Source organism: Anaeromyxobacter sp. SG17 (assembly GCF_022690695.1).
Taxonomy (GTDB): Bacteria; Myxococcota; Myxococcia; order Myxococcales; family Anaeromyxobacteraceae; genus Anaeromyxobacter; species Anaeromyxobacter soli.
Genome location: NZ_JALCYX010000049.1, coordinates 14,192 through 32,782 on the forward strand (window position 1 = coordinate 14,192; position 18,591 = coordinate 32,782).

Here is an 18,591-nt window from a genome sequence, read left to right on the forward strand (position 1 = left end):
GGGCGGCACACCACGACGGTAGCGGCGCGGGCGGCGCCCGCGCTGCGTCGAACACCTACAAGGGCGGAGCTCCCGGGAACTTCTGGCGCGGGGGACCCCGCGGTACACTCGCGCGCGCCGATGGCCAGGACCTACCGCGCGACCGACTACACCCTCGAGTTCGTGGCCGATCTCCTCGCCCGCGAGGGGATCCTCACCGACGACGCCAAGCGCACCGCCTTCGCGCGCGAGAACGTGCAGCGCGCCCGCCTGCTCCGCGATCACGCCTCGCGCGCGGGTGGCCGCGGGCTGCGCCGGGCGGAGCTCTCGCCCGTGGAGGTGCTGGCCTCGTTCGAGTTCCCCGACGCCCGGCGCGACTCGGAGCTCGTCGACGAGGACAAGGCCACCCAGGCCATCGCGCAGGCGGTGGGGATCCCTTACCGCAAGATCGACCCGCTGAAGCTGGACGCCCAGCTCATCACCCGCACCCTGTCGCGCCCGTTCGCGCGCAGGCACGCGGTGCTGCCGATCGAGCGCCGCAACGGGGCGCTCGTCGTGGCGGCGGCGAACCCGTTCGACCGCGAGCTGTTCGAGAACCTGCGCGGCCTGACCGGGGCCGAGATCGACCCGGTGCTCTCGTCGCCCTCCGACATCCACCGCGCCATCGCCGAGGTCTACGGCTTCCGCCAGCAGATCTCGGAGGCGCACACCCAGCTCGAGCAGGGGCCGTCGGGGCCGGACGTCGCGAACCTCGAGCAGTTCGTGAACCTCTCGGGGATCGAGGCGCTCGAGGCGTCCTCGGAGCCGGTGATCGCGGCCGTCGAGTACCTGCTCCACTACGCGTTCGAGCAGCGGGCGAGCGACATCCACCTCGAGCCGCGGCGCGAGGAGTCCGTCATCCGGATGCGCATCGACGGGATCCTGCACCCGATCCACCGCATCCCGAAGGCGGTCCACGGGGCCATCGCGAACCGGTTCAAGATCATGAGCCGGCTCGACATCTCGCTGAAGCGGCCGCAGGACGGGCGCATCCGCACGGCGCGCGGCGACGCCGAGATGGAGCTGCGCGTCTCCACCATCCCGACGACCTTCGGCGACAAGGTCGTGATCCGCGTGCTCGACCCCAACGTGCTCGTGCGCGATCTCTCCGAGCTCGGGTTCCTGCCCGGCGAGCGCGACCAGCTCGAGCGGTGGCTCGTGCGGCCTCACGGGCTCGTGGTGGTGACCGGGCCGACCGGCAGCGGGAAGACGACCACCCTGTACTCCGCGCTCCAGGCGCTCGCCTCGCCCGAGGTGAACGTCGTCACCATCGAGGATCCCATCGAGATGGTGCACGAGGAGTTCAACCAGATCGCGGCGAACGCGAAGACCGGCACCGGCTTCGCCGAGGCGCTGCGCCACGTGCTGCGCCAGGACCCCGACGTCATCATGGTGGGTGAGATCCGCGACGGCGAGACCGCCACGCAGGCCGTCCAGGCCGCGCTCACGGGGCACATGGTCCTCACGACGCTCCACACGAACGACAGCGTGAGCGCCATCGCGCGCCTGCGCGACCTCGGCGTGCCGAGCTTCCTCGTCGCCGCGACGCTCACGGGCATCGTGGCGCAGCGGCTCGTCCGGCAGGTCTGCCCCTCCTGCGCGAGCGACGTGCCGCTCACCGCGGACGAGATCCACGCGCTCGGCGTGCCTCACCCGGAGGACCACGCGGGCCAGCTCCTCGCGCGCCGCGGGCAGGGCTGCCCGAAGTGCCGGCACACCGGGTACTACGGCCGGACCGGCATCTTCGAGGTGCTGCCGGTGAACGCGCGGCTGCGCCACCTCATCGCGGAGGGCGCGACGCCCGAGGTGCTGGCGCGGACCGCGCGGCAGGACGGGCTCGAGTCCCTGCGCGGGCACGCGGTCCGGAAGATCGCGGCGGGGGCGACCTCGTTCGAGGAGGCGTTCCGCGCCACCGCCGACGTGGAGGCCAGCGCGTGAGCGCCATCGCCCAGGAGATCGCGGAGCTCTGGTCGGCGGGGACGCCGCTCCTCTACATCGTGACGGCCGAGGAGGAGCGGGCCGTGGCGGTGTGCGAGGCCGCCGCGGCGGGGTTCGGCGCGCGGGCCGCCGTCTGGTCTGCCCCGCGCGGCCTCGAGGGGCTCGCGCCCGCCGCCAAGGAGCCCGCCGCGCTGCTCGAGGCCCTCGCCCGGGCGCCGGCGCCGCTCATCGTGGTCGCGCTCGACTTCCACGAGGCCCTGCGCGATCCGCTGACGGTTCGCCGGGTCCGCGATCTCCTCCCGCGGCTCGCCGCGGAGGGGCGCTGCCTCGCCATCGTCGCGCCGCGGCTCGCCGTCCCGGACGGTCTCGCCGCCGACGTCGCGGTGCTCCGGCTGCCGCTCCCGGACGACGGCGAGCTCGCCGCCCTGCTCGAGGCCGTGCAGGTGGGCCTCGCGCACCCGGCCCCGGCGGCGGCGCTCGCGCCGGAGGTCCGCCACCGCGCGCTCGTCGCGGCCCGCGGGCTGTCCGAGGGGCAGGCGCGCCGCGCCTTCACCCGCGCGCTCCGGCGCGACCCGACCCTCGGCGCCGCCGGGCAGGCGATCATCGCCGCGGAGAAGAAGCGGCTCCTCGCGCGCGACCTGGGCCTCGAGCTCGTCGAGAGCGCGGAGGGTCCGTCGGACCTGGGCGGGCTCGCCGGGTTCAAGGCCTGGATGGAGGAGCGCGCGCTCGCGTTCGACCCGGACGCGTCCCGCTTCGGCCTGCCGCCCCCGCGCGGCGTGCTGCTCGTGGGCGTGCAGGGCTGCGGGAAGTCGCTCGCCGCGAAGGCGGCCGCGGCGCGGCTGGGCGTGCCGATCCTCCGGCTCGACCTGCCGCGCGTCCTCGGGGCGAGCGCCGCCGAGGAGCGGCTCTCCGCCGCCCTGGAGGCCGCCGAGGCGCTGGCGCCCGTGGCCCTGTGGGTCGACGAGATCGAGAAGGGCTTCGCGGGCAGCGCCCCGGGGGACGGCGGCGAGCCCCGCGCCGCGCGGCTCCTCGGCGCGTTCTCCACCTGGCTCCAGGAGCGCCGCGGGCCCGTGTTCGTGGTGGCGACCGCGAACGACGTGTCGCGGCTTCCGCCCGAGCTCCTCCGGCGAGGCCGGTTCGACGAGCTGTTCTTCGTGGATCTCCCCGACCCCGAGGCGCGCCGGGAGATCCTCGGCCTGCACCTCCGCCGCCGGGGCCGCGACGCCGAGCAGATCGACGTCGGCGCCGTCGCCGAGCTCTGCGTGGAGTACTCGGGCGCCGAGCTCGAGCAGGTCGTCGTGGGGGCGCTCCACCGCGCCTACGCGCTGGGCCGCGACGTGGAGACGGGCGACCTGCGGCGCGTCGCGCAGGACCTGGTGCCGCTCTTCCGCACGTACGAGGACCAGATCAAGAGCCTGCGCGAGTGGGCCCGCGGGCGGGCGCGCGTGGCGGGTCGCGCGGGCGCGGTCGTGGATCTGTTCCGCCGCGCCCAGTAGCCCTCCGGCGTCACCCGCGGTCGCTCACGGATCCCGGGCGCGCGAGCGCCCGGCTCGCTAGGGAGCCGGGATGCCCCCCGCTCGCGCCCCGAGGCCCCCCGCCGCGAAGCTCGAGATCCATCCGGCCACGCCGGCGCGCTTCGCGGACCTCGAGCGGCTCTTCGGGCCGCGCGGTGCGTGCGCCGGCTGCTGGTGCATGTGGTGGCGCGTGCCGCGCGCAGAGTTCGAGGCCGGGAAGGGGGAGGGGAACCGGCGCGCGCTCGCGGCGTACGTCGCGGCCGGGCACGTCGCCGGGCTGCTCGCCTACGACGGCGCCGTCCCCGTCGGGTGGGTCGCAGTGGAGCCTCGCGCGGCCTACCCGCGGCTGGCGCGCTCGCGGAACCTCGCGCCGGTGGACGCGCGGCCGGTCTGGTCGATCACCTGCTTCTTCGTGGCGCGCTCTCACCGGCGCCGCGGCGTGACCCGCGCGCTCGTCGAGGCGGCGGCGGCCCATGCCCGCGCGCACGGCGCGCCGGCGATCGAGGCGTACCCGGTGGACTCGAGCGCGCGGCTCGGCGACGCGTTCCTCTACACCGGGGCGGCCTCCACGTTCGAGGCGCTCGGGTTCGAGGAGGTCGCGCGCCGCAGCCCGACGCGCCCGGTCGTGCGGCTCGAGCTCAGCGCCCGCCGAGCGCCCGCAGCACGTGATCGTGCACGAGCCCGTTCGACAGGACGCAGCTCCCCGACGCGACCGTCGGGTGCCCGTCGAGGTCGGTGAACCTGCCGCCTGCCTCCTCGGCGAGCACCGGCAACGGCCCGAGATCCCAGATCTGCACGCCCGCCTCGATCCAGGCCTCGGCCTTCCCCTGCAGCACCAGGGCGGCGCCGGCCAGATCGCCGTAGCAGCGGGCGCACTGCGCGCTCGTCGCGAGCGCGGCGACCCGCTCCAGCATCGGCGGGCGGAACAGCACGTGCGGCTCGCCGAGCGAGAGCGTGGAGTCCTCCCACGCCCCGATCTTCGACACCTGGAGGCGCAGCGGCGCGCCGTCGCCGGCCCGCAGCCAGGCGCCCTTCCCGCGGGCGGCCCAGTAGGTCTCCCCGAGCGCGGGCAGGGCCATGGCGCCGGCCACGACCGCGCCCTCGTGCTCGAGCGCCACGAGCGGGCCCCAGAAGCCCCGCCCGCGGGTGAAGCCCTTGGTCCCGTCGATCGGATCCACGATCCAGCGGGTGCCCGCGGCGCCCGCGTGCGCTCCGGTCTCCTCGCCGAGGAAGGCGTGGTCCGGGAACGCCGCGCGGACGACGGCGAGGATCGCGGCCTCGGACTCGCGATCGGCGGCGGTGACGGGGGTGCGATCGGGCTTCACCTCCACGCGCACGCCGCGCCGGAAGTGGGCGAGGCTCGCCTCCGTGGCCGCCTCCACCGCGCGCCGCGCGGTCGTCATCGCAAGGTCGAGATCGAGCTCGGGCATGGCGGGAGATTAGGCGGGGGCGGGGGCGCGGACCGATAAAAAAGAGCGGCGGTCCCGGGGGACCGCCGCTCGTCGGCACGACGGGGGTGGGGCGCGCGACTACTTCTTCGGGCGCATGTCCCCGGTCTTGAGGTACCGGGTGTGGAACGAGAACGCCTCGTCCAGCATGTGCGGCGAGTGCAGGCCGGCGCTCGGGTTCTTCATCGACCGGTTGTAGTAGTCCCACAGGATCGGGCGGAACTCCGGGTGGGCGCACTTCTCGATGATCTCCTTCGCCTTCTGCTTCGGGCTCTTCCCGCGCAGGTCGGCGAAGCCGTACTCGGTCACGATGCCGCTCACGTCGTGCTCGGTGTGATCGATGTGCGACGCGAAGGGCACGATGGCGGAGATCTTCCCGCCCTTGGCCACCGACGGAGACATGAAGATGGTGTACGCCGAGTTGCGGGCGAAGTCGGCCGAGCCGCCGATGCCGTTCTCGATGCCCTTGCCCACGATGTGCGTCGAGTTCACGTGGCCGTAGATGTCGGCCTCGACGAACCCGTTCATCGCGATGCAGCCGAGGCGGCGGATGACCTCGGGGTGGTTGGACACGTCCTGCGGGCGCAGGATGATCTGCTTGCGGTAGCGCTCGATGTTCTTGTTGAAGCGCTCCTGGCCGGCCGGGGAGACCGAGAACGCCGTCGCCGAGGCGATGCGGAGCTTGCCGGAGTCGAGCAGGTCGAGCATGCCGTCCTGGATGACCTCGGTGTAGCTCGTCATGTTCTCGAAGTGGCCCTCGTTGAGGCCGACGAGAACGGCGTTCGCGATGTTGCCGACGCCCGACTGCAGCGGCGTGAGGCTCTTCGGGAGCCGGCCGCCCTTCACCTCGCCGTCGAGGAAGTCGAGGATGTGCTGGGCGATGCGCTTGTGGTCGGCCTCGGGCGCCTTGAACGGCGCGTTGCGGTCCGGGTAGCTCGACATCACCACCGCGACGACCTTCGAGACGTCGAGGTTGTAGTGCGGGGTGCCGACGCGGTCGTCCGCCTTGAGGACAGGGATCGGAATGCGATCACCGTGCTTGCCGGGGACGGAGAGGACGTCGTGCATCCCCTCGAGCCGCTCGTCCTGCCACTCGCTCACCTCGAGGATGATCTTCTCCGCCGTCTCGAGGTACGCGGTGTTCGCGCCGACCGACGACGAGAAGATGACCGAGCCGTCCTCGCGGATCTTGGTGACCTCGACGAGGGCGAAGTCGATCTTGTTGTCCGGACGACCGTAGTAGCCGTACCGGACGAGCGACCCGGCGTGGCTGAGGTGCATGTCCTGGTACTCGATGACGCCCGCGTTGAACTTCTCGCGCATGACGGCGTCGCCGTTGTACGGGAAGCGGAAGCTGACCGCCTCCGTCAGGCCCATCACCTGGTCGAGCTCGGGGCCCGTGGAGGCACCCGTGAGCAGGCTCACCTTGAACGGCTTGCCCTTGAGGCGCTCGTCGACGGCGCGCTTCGCGAGCGCGATCGGGACGGCCTTCGGGTAGCCGGCGCCGGTGAAGCCGCTGGCGCCTAGGACTGCGCCGCTGGGGATCAACGCGGCGGCGGCCTCGGCGGACATCACCTTCGCCTTCAGGCCCTTGTGCTGGATGCGGTCCGACATTCGATCAGCCTCCTGGGTATCGTCCGTCACGCAGGACGAGGCTCGGTACGACTCCGGGTGCTGCGGCAGAGCTGCGCGGATTTAGCTGCGCGGGTGGAGGCGAAGGTTACCGCGCTCGATGTAGGCTGGGAAGAGACCCCGGCCCAAATCACGCGGCAGTATGCCGAGTTATCCCGTCCACGATCGCCCGCAGCGACGCGCCGTCCGCGTCGGCGAGGCGAAGCTTTCCCGCCTCCTCGGCGATGACGCCCTGCGTCGCGAGCCACTCGATCGCGTTCTCGAGCGTGGCCTTCGACAGGGATTCGCGGAGCTGGATCTCCCCGGAAAGAAAGGCCGCGCGACCCCGCTCGAGCGCCTCGCGCACCAGCGCGCGCCGGTCCGGCGCGGCGGCTGGCGCGCCGGCTGCCGGGGAGAGGACGGAGAGCGCCGTCGCCGCCGCCAGGCGATAGGCCTCCAGGTAGGCCCGCAGGAGCTCCGCGAGGAACGCGAGGAGCTCCGGCTCGGATCCCGGCCGCACCCGGTCGCCGTCCCGCGTCACGGCCCCGACGCGGGCGAGGAAGGCGAGGTTCTGCTGGAGGATCTCCTCCGGCGCCGAGCCGACCTGGTACATGAACTCGAGCTTGAAGAGGCGCGACAGCCACAGGGCGCGCTGGCGCAGGACGAGGAGCGGGGCCTCCCCGCCCTCGGCCCGGAGGGCGGCGGCGACCACCGCGGGCGCCACGAAGCGGTGGATGACCGCGTTGCGGTGGTAGTCGAGCACCGGACGCTTCTCGTCGGGGACGAGGTAGATGGTGTCGCCGGCCGCCACCTCGATGCGCACCGTCCCGCCGAGCGCGAGCCGCCGCACCGCGTCGGCGATCGCGCCCGGCTGGCGCGGATCCGACGGCGCCCCCGCCAGGTCGCGCCCGAAGCGCGCGCCCCCCTCGGCCGCCATGTAGCGGAGGAGCTCGATGCGGCGCGCGAACTCCGCCGCGGTCATGCCGCGCCGCCCGTGCGACAGGAGCGTCGCGGCCACGAGGCCCACCGGCGTGATCGTGACCGCCCGGCTGATCCCGTAGGCGACGCGGTTCGTGAGCGCCTGGACGAGGGCGCGCTTCCCCTCGCCGGGGGCGCCGCGCGCGACCCGCTCCCCCTCGCCGCCCCAGGCGTCGTCCACCGCGAGCGTGGCGGCGCTTTGGCCGAGCCGCTCCGACGCGACCTCGCGCAGCGAGATCGGCTCCTCGAACTGCACGTACAGCCGCTCGTACCGGCGGAAGAGCACGGTCGCCGCGCCCAGGAGCCCGCGGAGGCTCTCCTTCTGCTTCTCCGCCCCGGAGAGCTCGCGCACGTAGCTCGAGGCCTCGATGAGCTTCTCGTAGTCGATCGCGATCGGGACGAAGAGGATGTCGTCGGCCGCGCCGTCGAGCCAGGCGTCGACCTCCATCGAGACCAGGCCGCTCTTCGGGGGGAGGAGCTTCCCGGTCCGGCTCCGGCCGCCCTCGACGTAGAACTCCTGCGGGAACCGGTCGCGCAGGAGGTGCTTCACGTAGGCGCGCAGGACCGCGGTGTAGATGCGATCGCCCTTCACCTTGCGGCGGATGAAGAACGCGCCGCCGCGCCGCGCGATCGGGCCGAACGGCCAGAAGGAGAGGTTGATGCCGGCCGCGACGTGCGGCGGCGTCATGCCGTGCTCGTACAGGAGCCAGGAGACGACGAGGTAGTCCACGTGGCTCTTGTGGCTCGGGCACAGCACCACGGGCGCCTCGGCCGCGGCGCGCTTCAGGCGCGCGAGCCCCGCCTCGTCCACCTCGACGCTGCGGTAGAGCCGGCCGAACATCCAGGCGAGGAGCCCGCGCAGGAAGCCGACGAACGTCGGGTCGTAGCGGCTCGCGATCTCCTTCAGGTCCTTCTCCGCCTCCGCCACGAGCGCGGTCGACGGACGGCCGGTCTCGGCCGCCACCGCCTCGATGGTGGCGCGCAGCGTGCGATCCCGCAGCACCTTCTCGCGCACGCGGGAGGGCGCCTTGAGCGGCGGCCCCACCACGGTGCGGAACACGCGCGCGAGGTGCTGGTGGAGGGCGCCGCGGATCTTGCGGGCCACGATCGCGTCCGGCTCGTCGGGGCGCTCGCGCAGGTGGGCCTGCAGGTCGAGCGGCCGGCCCACGTCGAAGAGCGCGCGCCGGAAGTTCCGCAGGAAGCCGACCGCGTTCGCGAACGCGCTCGGTGCCTCCGGCGAGCCGTACAGGAGGTCCCAGAATGACGGCTTCAGCTTCTGCGCCCGGCGGCTCCAGACGAGCAGGACGGGGACGAGGAACACCGGCTGGAAGAGGTCGCGCTGGATGCGCACCAGCGCGGCGAAGGGATCCTTCTCGGTGGGCCGGCCGAGGAACAGCAGGCTCGCGTCGCCCGTCGCGAGCGCGTCCTCGAACGCGCGCCGGCTGCGGCGCACGCGCGCGATCCAGCCGAAGAAGCCCGGGAAGCCCTGCGCCGCGCGGAGCGTCGGCAGCCCGAGCCGCCGCAGGAACCAGCGCAGGTAGAGGAAGTTGAGCAGCCCCGGCGACCGCATCACGAAGACGAGGCTGCCCCGGGCCGCGAGGGCCTGCAGCTCGGCCCCGGCGTCGCGCGAGACGCGCACCGGCTCGAACCAGCGCGAGAGGAACGTGCGGGGGGGCTCGGGAGCGGGCGGCGCAGGACTGGCGGGCGCGGCGCCGGAGGGCCGCCCGTTCGGAGGTGACTCCTGTACGTCCACGGAGCGAGTGTAACCCGGGCGGGGCGGCTCAGCCGCGCTTCTTCACGCGTCCTTCGCGGTCGAGGAAGAACGGCTCGACGAGCAGGGCCTCCACGCTCGGTCGGTGCCCCTTCACGTCCGCGCCGAGGTGCGCGAGCGCCTCGAGCACCTCTCCGCGCACGCGGGCGTTGTCGCGATCCCGGAGGAGGAGCTGGATGAGCGCGTCGCGGCTCGCCTCGCCCGGCGCGAGGCGGGCGATGGCGCGCGCCGCGCCGATGCGCACGTCGTCCGAGAAGTCCTCGAGCAGCGGCAGGAGCGCGCCCTCGATCTCCGCGCCCGTCGCGCCGGGGTGGTGCTCGACGAGCCAGGTGAGGAGGACGAGCTTCTTCTCCGGGTCGCGGGTGTACTCGCGCCCGAGCCGGGCGAGCTCGCGCACCACGACCTCGACGAGCCGGTCCGGAGGCACGATGTCCGCGAGCGCCCGCAGGCCCCAGGCGATGCCGCTCTCCTGCTCGCGCACGAACGCCTCGAGCGGACCGACCGCGGCCTCCTTCGCGTCGGCGAGGATCCGGTGCGCGGTCTCCTTCTCCTCGTCGTCGGTGATGCCCGGCTCGGCCCTCACCGTGAAGCGCAGGCACAGCGTCGAGAGCGCGCCGGGCGTGCCCATGTCGCCGAGCTGCTGGATCGCCTTCTGCCGGTTCTCGGGCGGCCCGTAGCGCTCCGTCACGCGCTTCGCGAGCTTCTTCAGCGCGCCGCGCTCCCGTTCCTCCTTCGAGCCGAACAGATCGAAGAGTCCCATCCATCCTCCGTGGGGCGAGGTTCTACAACGAGATCCCCGCCCGCGGATCCTCCTCGTACAGGGCTTCGAGCGGCTCGACCGCCTTCCGGAGCGCGTCCGAGGCCCGGGGGAGGACCACCTGGACCACCGCGTACAGGTCGCCGCGCGAGCCGTGGCGCAGGTCGGGGAGCCCCTTGCCGCGCAGCCGCAGCCGCGTCCCCGTCTGCGCGCCGGGAGGGACGCGGAGGCGGACCGGGCCCTCGAAGGTCGGGAGCGTCACCTCTGCGCCGCGCACCGCCTCGGGGACCGTGACGGGGAGGTCGATGGAGAGGTCCTTCCCCTCGCGCCGGACGTGCGGGTGGTCCTGGAGCTTCACCTTGAGGTAGAGGTCCCCGGCCGGGCCTCCGTGGGCGCCGGGGCCGCCCTGGCCCGCGAGCCGGATCTGCGACCCGTCGGTCACGCCGGCCGGGATCTTCACCCGGAGCGTCCGCCCGTCGAGGCGCAGGTCCCGCTCCGCGCCGAGCACCGCGTCTCGCAGCGGGATCTCGATCTCGGCCTCGGCGCTCGCGCCGGAGGAGGGGATCGGGCCGCGGCGGACCCGGCCGTGCGCGCGGGGCCCGCCCGCGCCGCCGAAGAGGTCTCCGAAGATGGAGCCGAAGTCGAACGCCCCGTAGTCGCCGACGTTCACGGTGCTGAAGTCGCCGAAGTCGAACGGCATCCCACCGGGCGGCGCCCCCTCGCGCTTCCAGCGCCGGTACTCCGCGGCCCGCTTCTCATCGAAGCCGGTGCGCAGCGCGTCGGCGCCGAACTCGTCGTAGAGCTTGCGCCGCTTGGGATCGGAGAGCACCTCGGAGGCCGCGGTCACCTCCTTGAACTTCTCCTCCGCATCCTTGTTCCCGGGGTTCACGTCGGGGTGGTACTTCTTCGCGAGCTTCCGGTACGCCTTCTTGATCTCCTCGGCGCTCGCGCCCCTCGGGACGCCCAGGATCTCGTAGAGGTCGCGCTGTGGCACGCCGGGAACGTAACGCGTCCGGAGGGGGCGTCAATGCACGGCCGCTCCGGAGCGCCGCGGCGTCGCGCCGCCCCGGCCCCTCGCACTACAATGGGGCACATGCTCTCGCTCGTCGCCGCGACGCTCCTCGCCGCCGCCCCTCCGGCGGCCGCCCCCCGCGTCGTGGAGGAGATCGTCGCCGTCGTGCGGAACCCGGCCGGTGCCCCGCCGCGGGTCGTGACGCTGACGAAGCTCGCCGAGGAGGCGCGCCTCGCGCTCGTCTCGCGCGGCGCCGCGGCGGCCGCCACCCGTCCCCTCGACGCGGAGGCCCTCCGGGCGGCGCTCGACTGGCTCCTCGATCAGATGCTCCTCGCGGACGAGGCGGCGCGGCTCGGGCTCGACGGGGTGGAGCGCGAGGCGGTGGCGGCCGCGCTCTCCCGGTTCCGCGCGCAGGTGGGCCCGGCCGAGGCGTACGCGCGGTTCCTGGCGGAGTCGGAGCTGACGGAGGAGGAGCTCTCCGTCACGCTGGCGCGCATGGTGAGGGTCGAGCGCTACGTCCAGAGCCGGGTGGGCCGCGCAGCGCGGGTGGGCGACGAGGAGGTGGACCGCTGGCTCGCGGAGCACGGCGCGGCCGGCGCGGCGGGGCCGGCGCGCGACGCGGCGCGCGCGCAGCTCGAGGAGGAGCGGGCGCGGGGGCAGGTGCGCGAGCTCGTGGCGGAGCTCCGCGCGCGGGCGGACGTGAGGATCCTCCACGTCGAGCGGAAGGACGGGTAGCGTGCGGCGTCCCGTCGATTCGCAGGGGTGGCTCGAGTTCCGGCGGATGCAGCCGGAGGATCTCGATCGCGTGGTCGACATCGAGCGGGCCGGGTTCCGCAACCCGTGGTCGCGCGAGCTGCTCGCGCGCGAGCTCGACCATGCGTGGTCGCACATCGTGCTCGCGGTGGACCGCGACGCGGGCGCGGAGCGGGTGCTCGGCTACATCGTGTTCTGGCTCGTCCACGACGAGATCCACGTCCTGAACATCGCGACGGCGCTCGAGGCGCGGCGGCGCGGCGTCGGCCGGGCCCTCATGCTCGAGGCGCACGGCGCGGGGAAGGCGCGGGGCGCCACCGTCGCGACGCTGGAGGTTCGCCGCTCGAACGCGGCGGCGCTGGAGCTCTACCGTTCCCTCGGCTATCGGCAGGTGGGGGTGCGGCCGAACTACTACCAGGAGGAGGGCGAGGACGCGATCGTGATGATCCTCGACCTCTGACGCGCCACGGCGTGGGAAGGCGCTCGCATCCTCTCCCGCCATCGAGTATCTCTCGCCCCCCGGATGATCTGGCCCGCCCTGCGCTGGACCCTGTTCCACCTCGATCCTGAGCAAGCCCACCGGCTCGCGCACGCCGCGCTTCACCGGGTGACGCCCGGGCTCGCGCGCCTCCGCCGGCCGAAGGTTCCCCCCGAGCTGCACGTCTCCTGCCTCGGCCTCGAGTTCGACGGCCCGATCGGCCTCGCCGCCGGCTTCGACAAGGGCGACGCGTCGATCGCGGGGCTCTTCGCGCTCGGCTTCTCGCACGTCGAGATCGGCACCATCACCCCGCGCCCGCAGCCGGGGAACGAGCCGCCGCGCCTGTTCCGCCTCGTCGAGCACCGCGCCCTCATCAACCGCATGGGGTTCAACAACGCCGGCGCCGAGGAGTGTGCGCGGCGGCTCGCCCGCGTGCCCCCCGTCGCGCGGATGGGGCCGGTCGGCGTGAACGTCGGCAAGAACAAGACGACGCCGAACGAGGACGCCGCGGCGGACTACCTCGCCTGCATCGAGCGGCTCCACGCCCACGCCGACTACCTCGTCGTCAACATCTCGTCTCCGAACACGCCCGGCCTCCGCCAGCTCCAGGAGCGCGAGCAGCTCGACGCGCTGCTGCGCGCGTGCGTGGGGCGCCTGCGCGAGCTCGCGCCCGGGAAGCCGCTCCTCGTGAAGCTCGCGCCGGACCTCTCGCCCACCGCGCTCGACGAGGCGGTGGACGTGGCCATCGAGGCGGGCGTGTCCGGGATCGTGGCGACGAACACGACCCTCTCCCGCGCGGGCGTCGAGCGCCACCCGCGCGCCACCGAGGCGGGCGGGCTCTCGGGGGCGCCGCTCGGGCCGCTCGCGACGACCGTCGTCCGGCGCTGCTATGCGCGCGCGGCGGGGCGGGTCCCCATCGTGGGCGCGGGCGGCGTGATGAGCGCCGAGGACGCGTACGCGAAGATCCGGGCGGGGGCGGCGCTCGTGCAGGTCTACACGGGCCTCGTTTACGGCGGGCCCGGCTTCGTGCGCCGGCTGAACGACGGGCTCGCGAAGCTCCTCGCGCGAGACGGCTTCCGCTCCGTCGCGGAGGCCGTCGGCGCCGACCACGGGCCGGGCGAGCGGGCGAGCGTCTGACCTATCCCTAGGTGTGGTGCCGACCCTCCAGGGGCAATTTCCCCTGGCAGGAGAGGGGCCACACATGTAGGGTCGATCGGTCCGGAGCACCGACTGGGTCGTTTGACGTGTGCTGACGCGACGCGTTACCTGGATGCTGTCGCGGGGGTTTGCCTGCTCCCTGGAACCCACCGACCGCCCAGGAGGACGACCAATGACCGAAGCTCAGAAGACGGACAACGGGAAGCTGAAGGTGCCGGAGTTCCTGCGAGAGCCGCTCGTCGCGGCGCAGGCGCGCATCGGGCTCATCGAGGAGGAGGCGCAGCGGGTTCTCAAGGACCTGGTGGTCCGGGGCCGCGCCGGAAGGAAGGACATCGAGGAGATCGTTCACCGCCTGTCGCGGCAGGACTTCTCGCTGCCCGAGGTGAGGCAGCGGCTCGAGAAGCTGCGCGACCAGGGCGCCGAGCGCGCCGCCGAGTGGCGCGACCGGGCCGAGTCGTTCCGGTCGGAGGCGCTGGAGCGGATGCTCGACCTGCAGTCGCGCGCGGTGCAGTTCCTCGGCGTCGCGACGCGCGACGAGGTCCAGGAGCTCTCGCGCGAGCTCGAGAAGCTCGCGAAGCGCTTCGAGAAGAAGGGCGCGCGCCGCGCCAGGCGGGCGAAGTCGCCCGAGGGGACTTAGGGATGCCGGACCTGCAGGAGATCTTCAAGGACGCCTGGTCCCACGCGCTCGCCGGCGTCAACGCCGCCGAGCAGGAGGCCGAGAAGGTGTTCGCGCGCGTCGCCGACGTGGCGGGCTTCTCGCCCGAGGACGTCCGGCGCCACGCGCGCGAGTTCGGCGAGCGGCTCGTCGCCCAGCGACGGGAGGTCGAGCGGACCCTCGACGACGCGATTCGCCGCGCCACGAGCCGGTTCCGCGTCCCCTCGCGCGAGGATCTCGACCAGCTCGAGAAGCGGCTCGAGGCCATCGCCGCGCGGGTGGAGGCGCTCGCCCAGGAGAAGGAGAAGAGCGCGCCGTGACCCCGCCGCGCCTCCACGGGCTCGTCGGAGCCGCGATCGCGGTCGGCCTCGCGGCCGCCGCGGTCGCGTTCCCGGGCGAGCTCGCGGAGGGGCCGCGGCAGCTCCTGCCCGCCGAGCCGGGGCCGGCGGCGTGCCTTTTGGGCTGCGACGCCGTCGGGTCCGCGGTCGGGCGGATCGAGCGGCAGCTCGGGGCCGAGATGCCGTCCCTCGGCGCGGACCGCCGCGGCGCGCTCGCCCGGACCATCGTGGCGGAGGCGCAGGCAGCCCGCATCGACCCGCTGCTGGTCCTCGCGCTCATCGAGGTCGAGTCGTCGTTCGACCCGCGCGCGCTCTCCGGCGCGGGCGCCCGGGGGCTCATGCAGCTCCGCGAGCCCACGATGCGCCGCGAGCTCCAGCGCGCCGGGCTCCTCCACCTCGACCTGCACGACCCGGCCGCCAACGTGGTCGCGGGCGTGCGCTACCTCCGCCGGCTGCTCGACGCGTTCGGCCGCGAGGAGGTCGCGCTCATGGCTTACAACGCCGGGCCGAACCGGATCCTCGGCTACCTGCGCGAGGGGGAGATCCCCGCGCGGTTCCACGCCTACCCGCGCCGCGTGCAGGCCCTGCACCGGAAGCTGCGGCGCAGCGCCGGGGGGACCGCCGTCGTCGCCGCCGCACCGCTCGCCGTGGCGCGCGTCCCGGTGGCCGCGGAGTAGCCGCTCGCGGGCGTGACCTCCCGCCCCGGAACGGTTAAGGATGGCCCGCCATGCGGGTCGACGAGATCTTCTTCAGCCTCCAGGGGGAGGGGACGCGAGCGGGGCGGCCCTGCGCGTTCGTCCGCTTCACCGGCTGCGATCTGCGCTGCGGCTACTGCGACACCACCTACGCGTTCCAGGGCGGGCGCGACATGACGCGCCAGGAGATCCTCGCCGCGCTCGGTCGTTACCCGACGCGCTTCGTGTGCCTGACCGGCGGCGAGCCGATGCTCCAGCGCGAGCTGCCCGAGCTCGCGCGCGCGCTCCTCGAGGGCGGGTACGAGGTCGCCGTGGAGACGCACGGGCAGCGGCCGCTCGAGGCGCTCCCGGCCGAGGCGATCCGCATCGTGGACGTGAAGACGCCCGGCTCGGGCGAGGAGGCGCGGGACCTCGCCTACCTCGACCGGCTGCGCGCGCACGACGAGGTGAAGTTCGTCGTCTGCTCGGAGGCGGACTACCGCTGGTCGGTCGAGGTCGTGCGCCGGCACCGGCTCGAGGGGCGGGCCGCGCTGCTGTTCTCGCCGGCGTGGGGCCAGGTCGCGCCGCGGGACCTCGCGCGCTGGATCCTCGAGGACGGGCTCGACGCCCGGCTCTCCCTCCAGATCCACAAGGTGATCTGGGGTCCCGACGCGCGCGGCGTGTAGGCGCGCGCTTTCTTGACCTGGGCGGCGGGCCGGGGCTAACAAGTCTGCGGATGCGTCCCTTCGCCCTCGCGCTCGCCGCGGCCGCGCTCGCGACGGCGCCGCCTGCCGCCGCCGAGCCGTCCCTCACCCTGAACGGCGTCGCGATCGACGGCGTCACGAGCCAGCGCTTCGAGAACGCGACGGTCGTCATCGACGCGCAGGGGAACGTCCACATCGAGGCGAAGGGCTACACGGTGCGCGTCGCCGGCGAGGCCACGACCCCGGCCGCCGCGGCCGTGCCTCCCCCCGCCCCCGAGGCCGGCGCCGCCGGCGCGCCCGCGCGGGTGACCCGGCGCTACTTCCTCGCGGCGGAGCACCCGGCCCCCTCCGGCCCGCAGTACGACCTCGCGATCTTCATCAACGCTCAGTGGATCCGGGAGGTGAAGGCGAACGAGCCGCAGGTGGTCATGGAGGTCACGCGCTACCTGCGCCCCGGAGCGAACCGCGTCGTGCTCGCGCCCACGCGGCGGAGCCCGGGCGACCAGCCCGCCGGCTCGCGCGAGGTGGCGCTCAGGGTGGTCATCGGCGAGGGGAACGTCGGCGGCGACCACGTGATGATCGACAACCCGCTCCTCGAGATGACGCGCAGCGCGGCGGACCTCGAGGACCGACCCGAGGAGCACGTCCTCGTGGCGCGCTGACAGGGGGCCACGTGTTCACTGCGGAGCCGAGCCTCAGCTGGGTCCAGACGACGCGCGAGCAGATCGTCGCGGTGGTGGAGAGCATCAACCAGGCGCAGGTGTCGATCCCTGGCAAGGCGGCGCAGGCCGTCTCCGCCCACCTGTGCGGGCTGCGCAACCCGAACGGCTCGTTCTCGATCTACGTCGCGCTCCACCTCCAGAAGTCCGGCGAGAACGTCGTCTACCTCCCCTCGCGGCGGCAGCTCACGACCGCGGACGAGTACCGCGAGATCGAGCTCGAGGGGCTGCAGTTCCTCGAGTCGATGGGCTTCATGCTCGACAACCTGAACTTCCGTAACCTCGCCGCGGACGTGCAGGAGCAGGTGCTCCGCCGCGTCCCGCTGTTCTCGCCGCCGCGCGCTCCCGCGGCCTCCGCGCCCTCCGCTTCGCCCGGGGCGCCCGGCGCGACCTCCGCCGCGCCCGACGCCGCCCGCGTGGCCCGCCTGCTCGCGTCCTTCTGATGACCCGATCTCTCGCCCTCGTCCTCCTCGCCGCGGCCGCGCTCGGCTGCGCTCACCGTCCGAGCGGCAAGCAGCGCCGCACCGCCGAGATCCACCACGACCTGGCGGTGGAGGCGTTCCGCGGCGGGCGGGCGCCCGACGCGCTCCGCGAGTACGACGCGGCGCTCGCGGTCGACCCCGGCTTTGCGGAGGCCCACCGCGGCCGCGGGCTGGTCCTCGACTTCGGGTTCGGCCGGCTCGACGAGGCCGAGCGCGCCTACCGCCGCGCGCTCGAGCTCCGGCCCGAGTACCCGGAGACGCACAACGATCTCGGCCAGCTCCTCGCGCGCACCGGCCGCTACGACGAGGCGCTGCGGGAGTTCGACCTCGCGCTCGGCGACATGACCTACCGCGAGCCGTACGTGGCGCGCTGCAACAAGGGCCAGGCGCTCTGGCGGATGGGGCGCCGGGAGGAGGGGCACGCCGAGCTCCGCGCGTGCCTCTCGCTCGCGCCGTCCTACTGCAAGGGGCGCCGGGACCTCGGGCGCATCTTCCTCGAGGAGGGCAAGATGACCGAGGCCGTCGAGGAGCTCGGCGCGTACGCGCGGAGCTGCGAGAAGACCCCCGACGCGCACCTCCAGCTCGGCCTCGCCCGCATGCGCGCGGGCGACCTCCCCGGCGCGCGCACCGCGTTCGAGCGCTGCGCCGAGCTCGCCCCCTCGAGCGCCGACGGCGAGGAGTGCCGCCGCAGCCTCACCCTGCTCGGCGAGTAGCCCGTGACCGATCCCGTCGACCCCACCGGAGCCGCCCCTCCCGACGTCCCCACCGACGACCCCGGCGCGTCCGCCGAGGAGCGGCTCGCCGCGTTCGGCCGCTGGCTCGCGCGGGAGCGCGAGCTGCGGGGCCTGTCCCGCGACGAGGTCACGCGCGCCACGAAGCTCGCGCCCGGCGTGGTCGAGGCGCTCGAGTCGGGCGAGGAGGCGCGCATGCCGCCGCGGGCGTACGTGGTCGGCTACCTCCGCAGCTACGCGATCGCGGCCGGCCTCGACGCGACCGAGGTGGTCCTCCGGTACGAGGAGGCGGCGGCCGCTTCCGCCGAGGCGGGCCCGCGCGGCGACGCGCGGGGAGTTCCCGCGGGCGCCTGGGTGGCGGCCGCCGTCGCGCTCGCCGCGGCGATCGCGGCGGCCATCGCCCTGCTGCGGTAGCGGCCGCGGCGCCCGGCGGGCCTGGCGCCCAGCCCGGTGAGGGGCTACGGTCCCTCCGTGCCGGATCGGCTGAAGCTCACCGCGCTCGTCCTGCGCGCCGTCGACTACGGCGAGTCGGACCGGATCGTGACGCTCCTCACGCACGAGCGGGGGAAGGTGTCCGCGTTCGCGCGCGCGGCCCGCGCGTCGCGCCGGAGGTTCGGCGGTGCGCTCGAGCCGTTCACGCTCGTCGCCGCGGAGGCGCGGGAGCGGGCCGGCTCGGACATGCTCGGGCTCGACTCCGTCGCGGTCCTGCGCGCGCACGGCGCGATCCGCGGCGACCTCGCCCGCATCGCCTGCGCCGGCTACGCCTCCGAGCTCGCGCGCGAGCTCGTGCGGGACCACGAGCCGCACGCCGAGCTCCTCGCCCTCCTCCTGGAGTACCTCGGCGCCCTCGAC

General features: G+C 74.2%; 20 protein-coding genes. 15 read left to right on the top strand and 5 right to left on the bottom strand.

The window, feature by feature from the left end:
* Window positions 1–120 precede the first annotated feature (120 nt).
* The 3 genes from MNY60_RS16435 (at window position 121) to MNY60_RS16445 (ending at window position 4,209) form a co-directional block, all read left to right on the top strand.
* Window positions 121–1,956, top strand: a complete 1,836-nt coding sequence (locus MNY60_RS16435) for a GspE/PulE family protein (protein WP_242339403.1) — start codon at window positions 121–123, stop codon at window positions 1,954–1,956.
* Window positions 1,953–3,452 carry an AAA family ATPase gene (locus MNY60_RS24355; RefSeq protein ID WP_242339401.1) on the top strand — a complete coding sequence of 500 codons (1,500 nt, stop codon included), beginning with the start codon at window positions 1,953–1,955 and terminating at the stop codon, window positions 3,450–3,452. The genes MNY60_RS16435 and MNY60_RS24355 overlap by 4 nt, the downstream gene beginning before the upstream one ends.
* A gap of 70 nt (window positions 3,453–3,522) precedes the next feature.
* On the top strand, window positions 3,523–4,209 hold the full coding sequence (locus tag MNY60_RS16445) for a GNAT family N-acetyltransferase (RefSeq protein ID WP_242339399.1): 687 nt from the start codon (window positions 3,523–3,525) through the stop codon (window positions 4,207–4,209).
* On the opposite strand, the gene MNY60_RS16450 is transcribed toward MNY60_RS16445, so the two are convergent.
* From MNY60_RS16450 to MNY60_RS16470, 5 genes are all read right to left on the bottom strand, one after another.
* Entirely contained in the window at window positions 4,109–4,900 is a 792-nt protein-coding gene (locus tag MNY60_RS16450) for an inositol monophosphatase family protein (protein WP_242339397.1), read from the bottom strand. The genes MNY60_RS16445 and MNY60_RS16450 overlap by 101 nt on opposite strands.
* A gap of 99 nt (window positions 4,901–4,999) precedes the next feature.
* Complete coding sequence (locus MNY60_RS16455) at window positions 5,000–6,532, bottom strand: acetyl-CoA hydrolase/transferase family protein (RefSeq protein ID WP_242339395.1); 1,533 nt, start codon at window positions 6,530–6,532, stop codon at window positions 5,000–5,002.
* A gap of 148 nt (window positions 6,533–6,680) precedes the next feature.
* Window positions 6,681–9,260 (bottom strand): 1-acyl-sn-glycerol-3-phosphate acyltransferase, encoded by a 2,580-nt coding sequence (locus MNY60_RS24360; protein WP_242339393.1) that lies wholly within the window; start codon window positions 9,258–9,260, stop codon window positions 6,681–6,683.
* Window positions 9,261–9,288: 28 nt separating this feature from the next.
* A complete protein-coding gene (locus MNY60_RS16465) occupies window positions 9,289–10,038 on the bottom strand; it encodes a HEAT repeat domain-containing protein (protein WP_242339392.1) in 750 nt (249 codons plus the stop codon).
* Between the two features lie 22 nt (window positions 10,039–10,060).
* Window positions 10,061–11,029 carry a DnaJ C-terminal domain-containing protein gene (locus tag MNY60_RS16470; protein WP_242361151.1) on the bottom strand — a complete coding sequence of 323 codons (969 nt, stop codon included), beginning with the start codon at window positions 11,027–11,029 and terminating at the stop codon, window positions 10,061–10,063.
* 99 nt (window positions 11,030–11,128) lie between these two features.
* Here MNY60_RS16470 and MNY60_RS16475 point away from each other — a divergent pair, with 99 nt between their 5' ends.
* The 12 genes from MNY60_RS16475 to recO all read left to right on the top strand — a co-directional run.
* Window positions 11,129–11,782: a hypothetical protein gene (locus MNY60_RS16475; protein WP_242361152.1), complete on the top strand. Its 654-nt coding sequence runs from the start codon at window positions 11,129–11,131 to the stop codon at window positions 11,780–11,782.
* Window position 11,783: 1 nt separating this feature from the next.
* Window positions 11,784–12,260 carry a ribosomal protein S18-alanine N-acetyltransferase gene (gene rimI / locus MNY60_RS16480; RefSeq protein WP_242339385.1) on the top strand — a complete coding sequence of 159 codons (477 nt, stop codon included), beginning with the start codon at window positions 11,784–11,786 and terminating at the stop codon, window positions 12,258–12,260.
* Window positions 12,261–12,323: 63 nt separating this feature from the next.
* The gene (locus MNY60_RS16485) at window positions 12,324–13,415 is read left to right on the top strand and encodes a quinone-dependent dihydroorotate dehydrogenase (protein ID WP_242339383.1); all 1,092 of its coding nucleotides are present in this window, start codon (window positions 12,324–12,326) and stop codon (window positions 13,413–13,415) included.
* Window positions 13,416–13,608: 193 nt separating this feature from the next.
* Complete coding sequence (locus MNY60_RS16490; protein WP_242339381.1) at window positions 13,609–14,073, top strand: hypothetical protein; 465 nt, start codon at window positions 13,609–13,611, stop codon at window positions 14,071–14,073.
* Between the two features lie 2 nt (window positions 14,074–14,075).
* Window positions 14,076–14,411: a phasin family protein gene (locus MNY60_RS16495; protein WP_242355690.1), complete on the top strand. Its 336-nt coding sequence runs from the start codon at window positions 14,076–14,078 to the stop codon at window positions 14,409–14,411.
* Window positions 14,408–15,106 (top strand): lytic transglycosylase domain-containing protein, encoded by a 699-nt coding sequence (locus tag MNY60_RS16500; RefSeq protein WP_242339377.1) that lies wholly within the window; start codon window positions 14,408–14,410, stop codon window positions 15,104–15,106. Before MNY60_RS16495 ends, MNY60_RS16500 begins: the two co-directional genes overlap by 4 nt.
* Window positions 15,107–15,156: 50 nt before the next feature.
* Window positions 15,157–15,789, top strand: coding sequence for a radical SAM protein (locus MNY60_RS16505; RefSeq protein ID WP_242339375.1), 633 nt, complete (start codon window positions 15,157–15,159; stop codon window positions 15,787–15,789).
* A gap of 50 nt (window positions 15,790–15,839) precedes the next feature.
* Window positions 15,840–16,469 carry a hypothetical protein gene (locus tag MNY60_RS16510; protein ID WP_242339373.1) on the top strand — a complete coding sequence of 210 codons (630 nt, stop codon included), beginning with the start codon at window positions 15,840–15,842 and terminating at the stop codon, window positions 16,467–16,469.
* Window positions 16,470–16,480: 11 nt separating this feature from the next.
* Window positions 16,481–16,969, top strand: a complete 489-nt coding sequence (locus MNY60_RS16515) for a hypothetical protein (protein WP_242339371.1) — start codon at window positions 16,481–16,483, stop codon at window positions 16,967–16,969.
* On the top strand, window positions 16,969–17,721 hold the full coding sequence (locus MNY60_RS16520) for a tetratricopeptide repeat protein (RefSeq protein ID WP_242339369.1): 753 nt from the start codon (window positions 16,969–16,971) through the stop codon (window positions 17,719–17,721). Before MNY60_RS16515 ends, MNY60_RS16520 begins: the two co-directional genes overlap by 1 nt.
* A gap of 3 nt (window positions 17,722–17,724) precedes the next feature.
* Window positions 17,725–18,153, top strand: coding sequence for a helix-turn-helix transcriptional regulator (locus MNY60_RS16525; protein WP_242339367.1), 429 nt, complete (start codon window positions 17,725–17,727; stop codon window positions 18,151–18,153).
* Window positions 18,154–18,210: 57 nt separating this feature from the next.
* Window positions 18,211–18,591 (top strand): DNA repair protein RecO (recO, locus tag MNY60_RS16530; RefSeq protein WP_242361153.1); only part of this gene is annotated, 381 nt, incomplete at its 3' end.

Bases quoted from the DNA above. Each gene is read 5' to 3' on its own strand.
- MNY60_RS16465 (WP_242339392.1), bottom strand. From the start codon at position 10,038: ATGGGACTCTTCGATCTGTTCGGCTCGAAGGAGGAACGGGAGCGCGGC.
- MNY60_RS16475 (WP_242361152.1), top strand. From the start codon at position 11,129: ATGCTCTCGCTCGTCGCCGCGACGCTCCTCGCCGCCGCCCCTCCGGCG.
- MNY60_RS16445 (WP_242339399.1), top strand. From the start codon at position 3,523: ATGCCCCCCGCTCGCGCCCCGAGGCCCCCCGCCGCGAAGCTCGAGATC.
- MNY60_RS16455 (WP_242339395.1), bottom strand. From the start codon at position 6,532: ATGTCGGACCGCATCCAGCACAAGGGCCTGAAGGCGAAGGTGATGTCC.
- MNY60_RS16485 (WP_242339383.1), top strand. From the start codon at position 12,324: ATGATCTGGCCCGCCCTGCGCTGGACCCTGTTCCACCTCGATCCTGAG.
- MNY60_RS16495 (WP_242355690.1), top strand. From the start codon at position 14,076: ATGCCGGACCTGCAGGAGATCTTCAAGGACGCCTGGTCCCACGCGCTC.
- MNY60_RS16505 (WP_242339375.1), top strand. From the start codon at position 15,157: ATGCGGGTCGACGAGATCTTCTTCAGCCTCCAGGGGGAGGGGACGCGA.
- MNY60_RS16450 (WP_242339397.1), bottom strand. From the start codon at position 4,900: ATGCCCGAGCTCGATCTCGACCTTGCGATGACGACCGCGCGGCGCGCG.
- MNY60_RS16520 (WP_242339369.1), top strand. From the start codon at position 16,969: ATGACCCGATCTCTCGCCCTCGTCCTCCTCGCCGCGGCCGCGCTCGGC.
- MNY60_RS16510 (WP_242339373.1), top strand. From the start codon at position 15,840: ATGCGTCCCTTCGCCCTCGCGCTCGCCGCGGCCGCGCTCGCGACGGCG.
- MNY60_RS16490 (WP_242339381.1), top strand. From the start codon at position 13,609: ATGACCGAAGCTCAGAAGACGGACAACGGGAAGCTGAAGGTGCCGGAG.
- MNY60_RS16435 (WP_242339403.1), top strand. From the start codon at position 121: ATGGCCAGGACCTACCGCGCGACCGACTACACCCTCGAGTTCGTGGCC.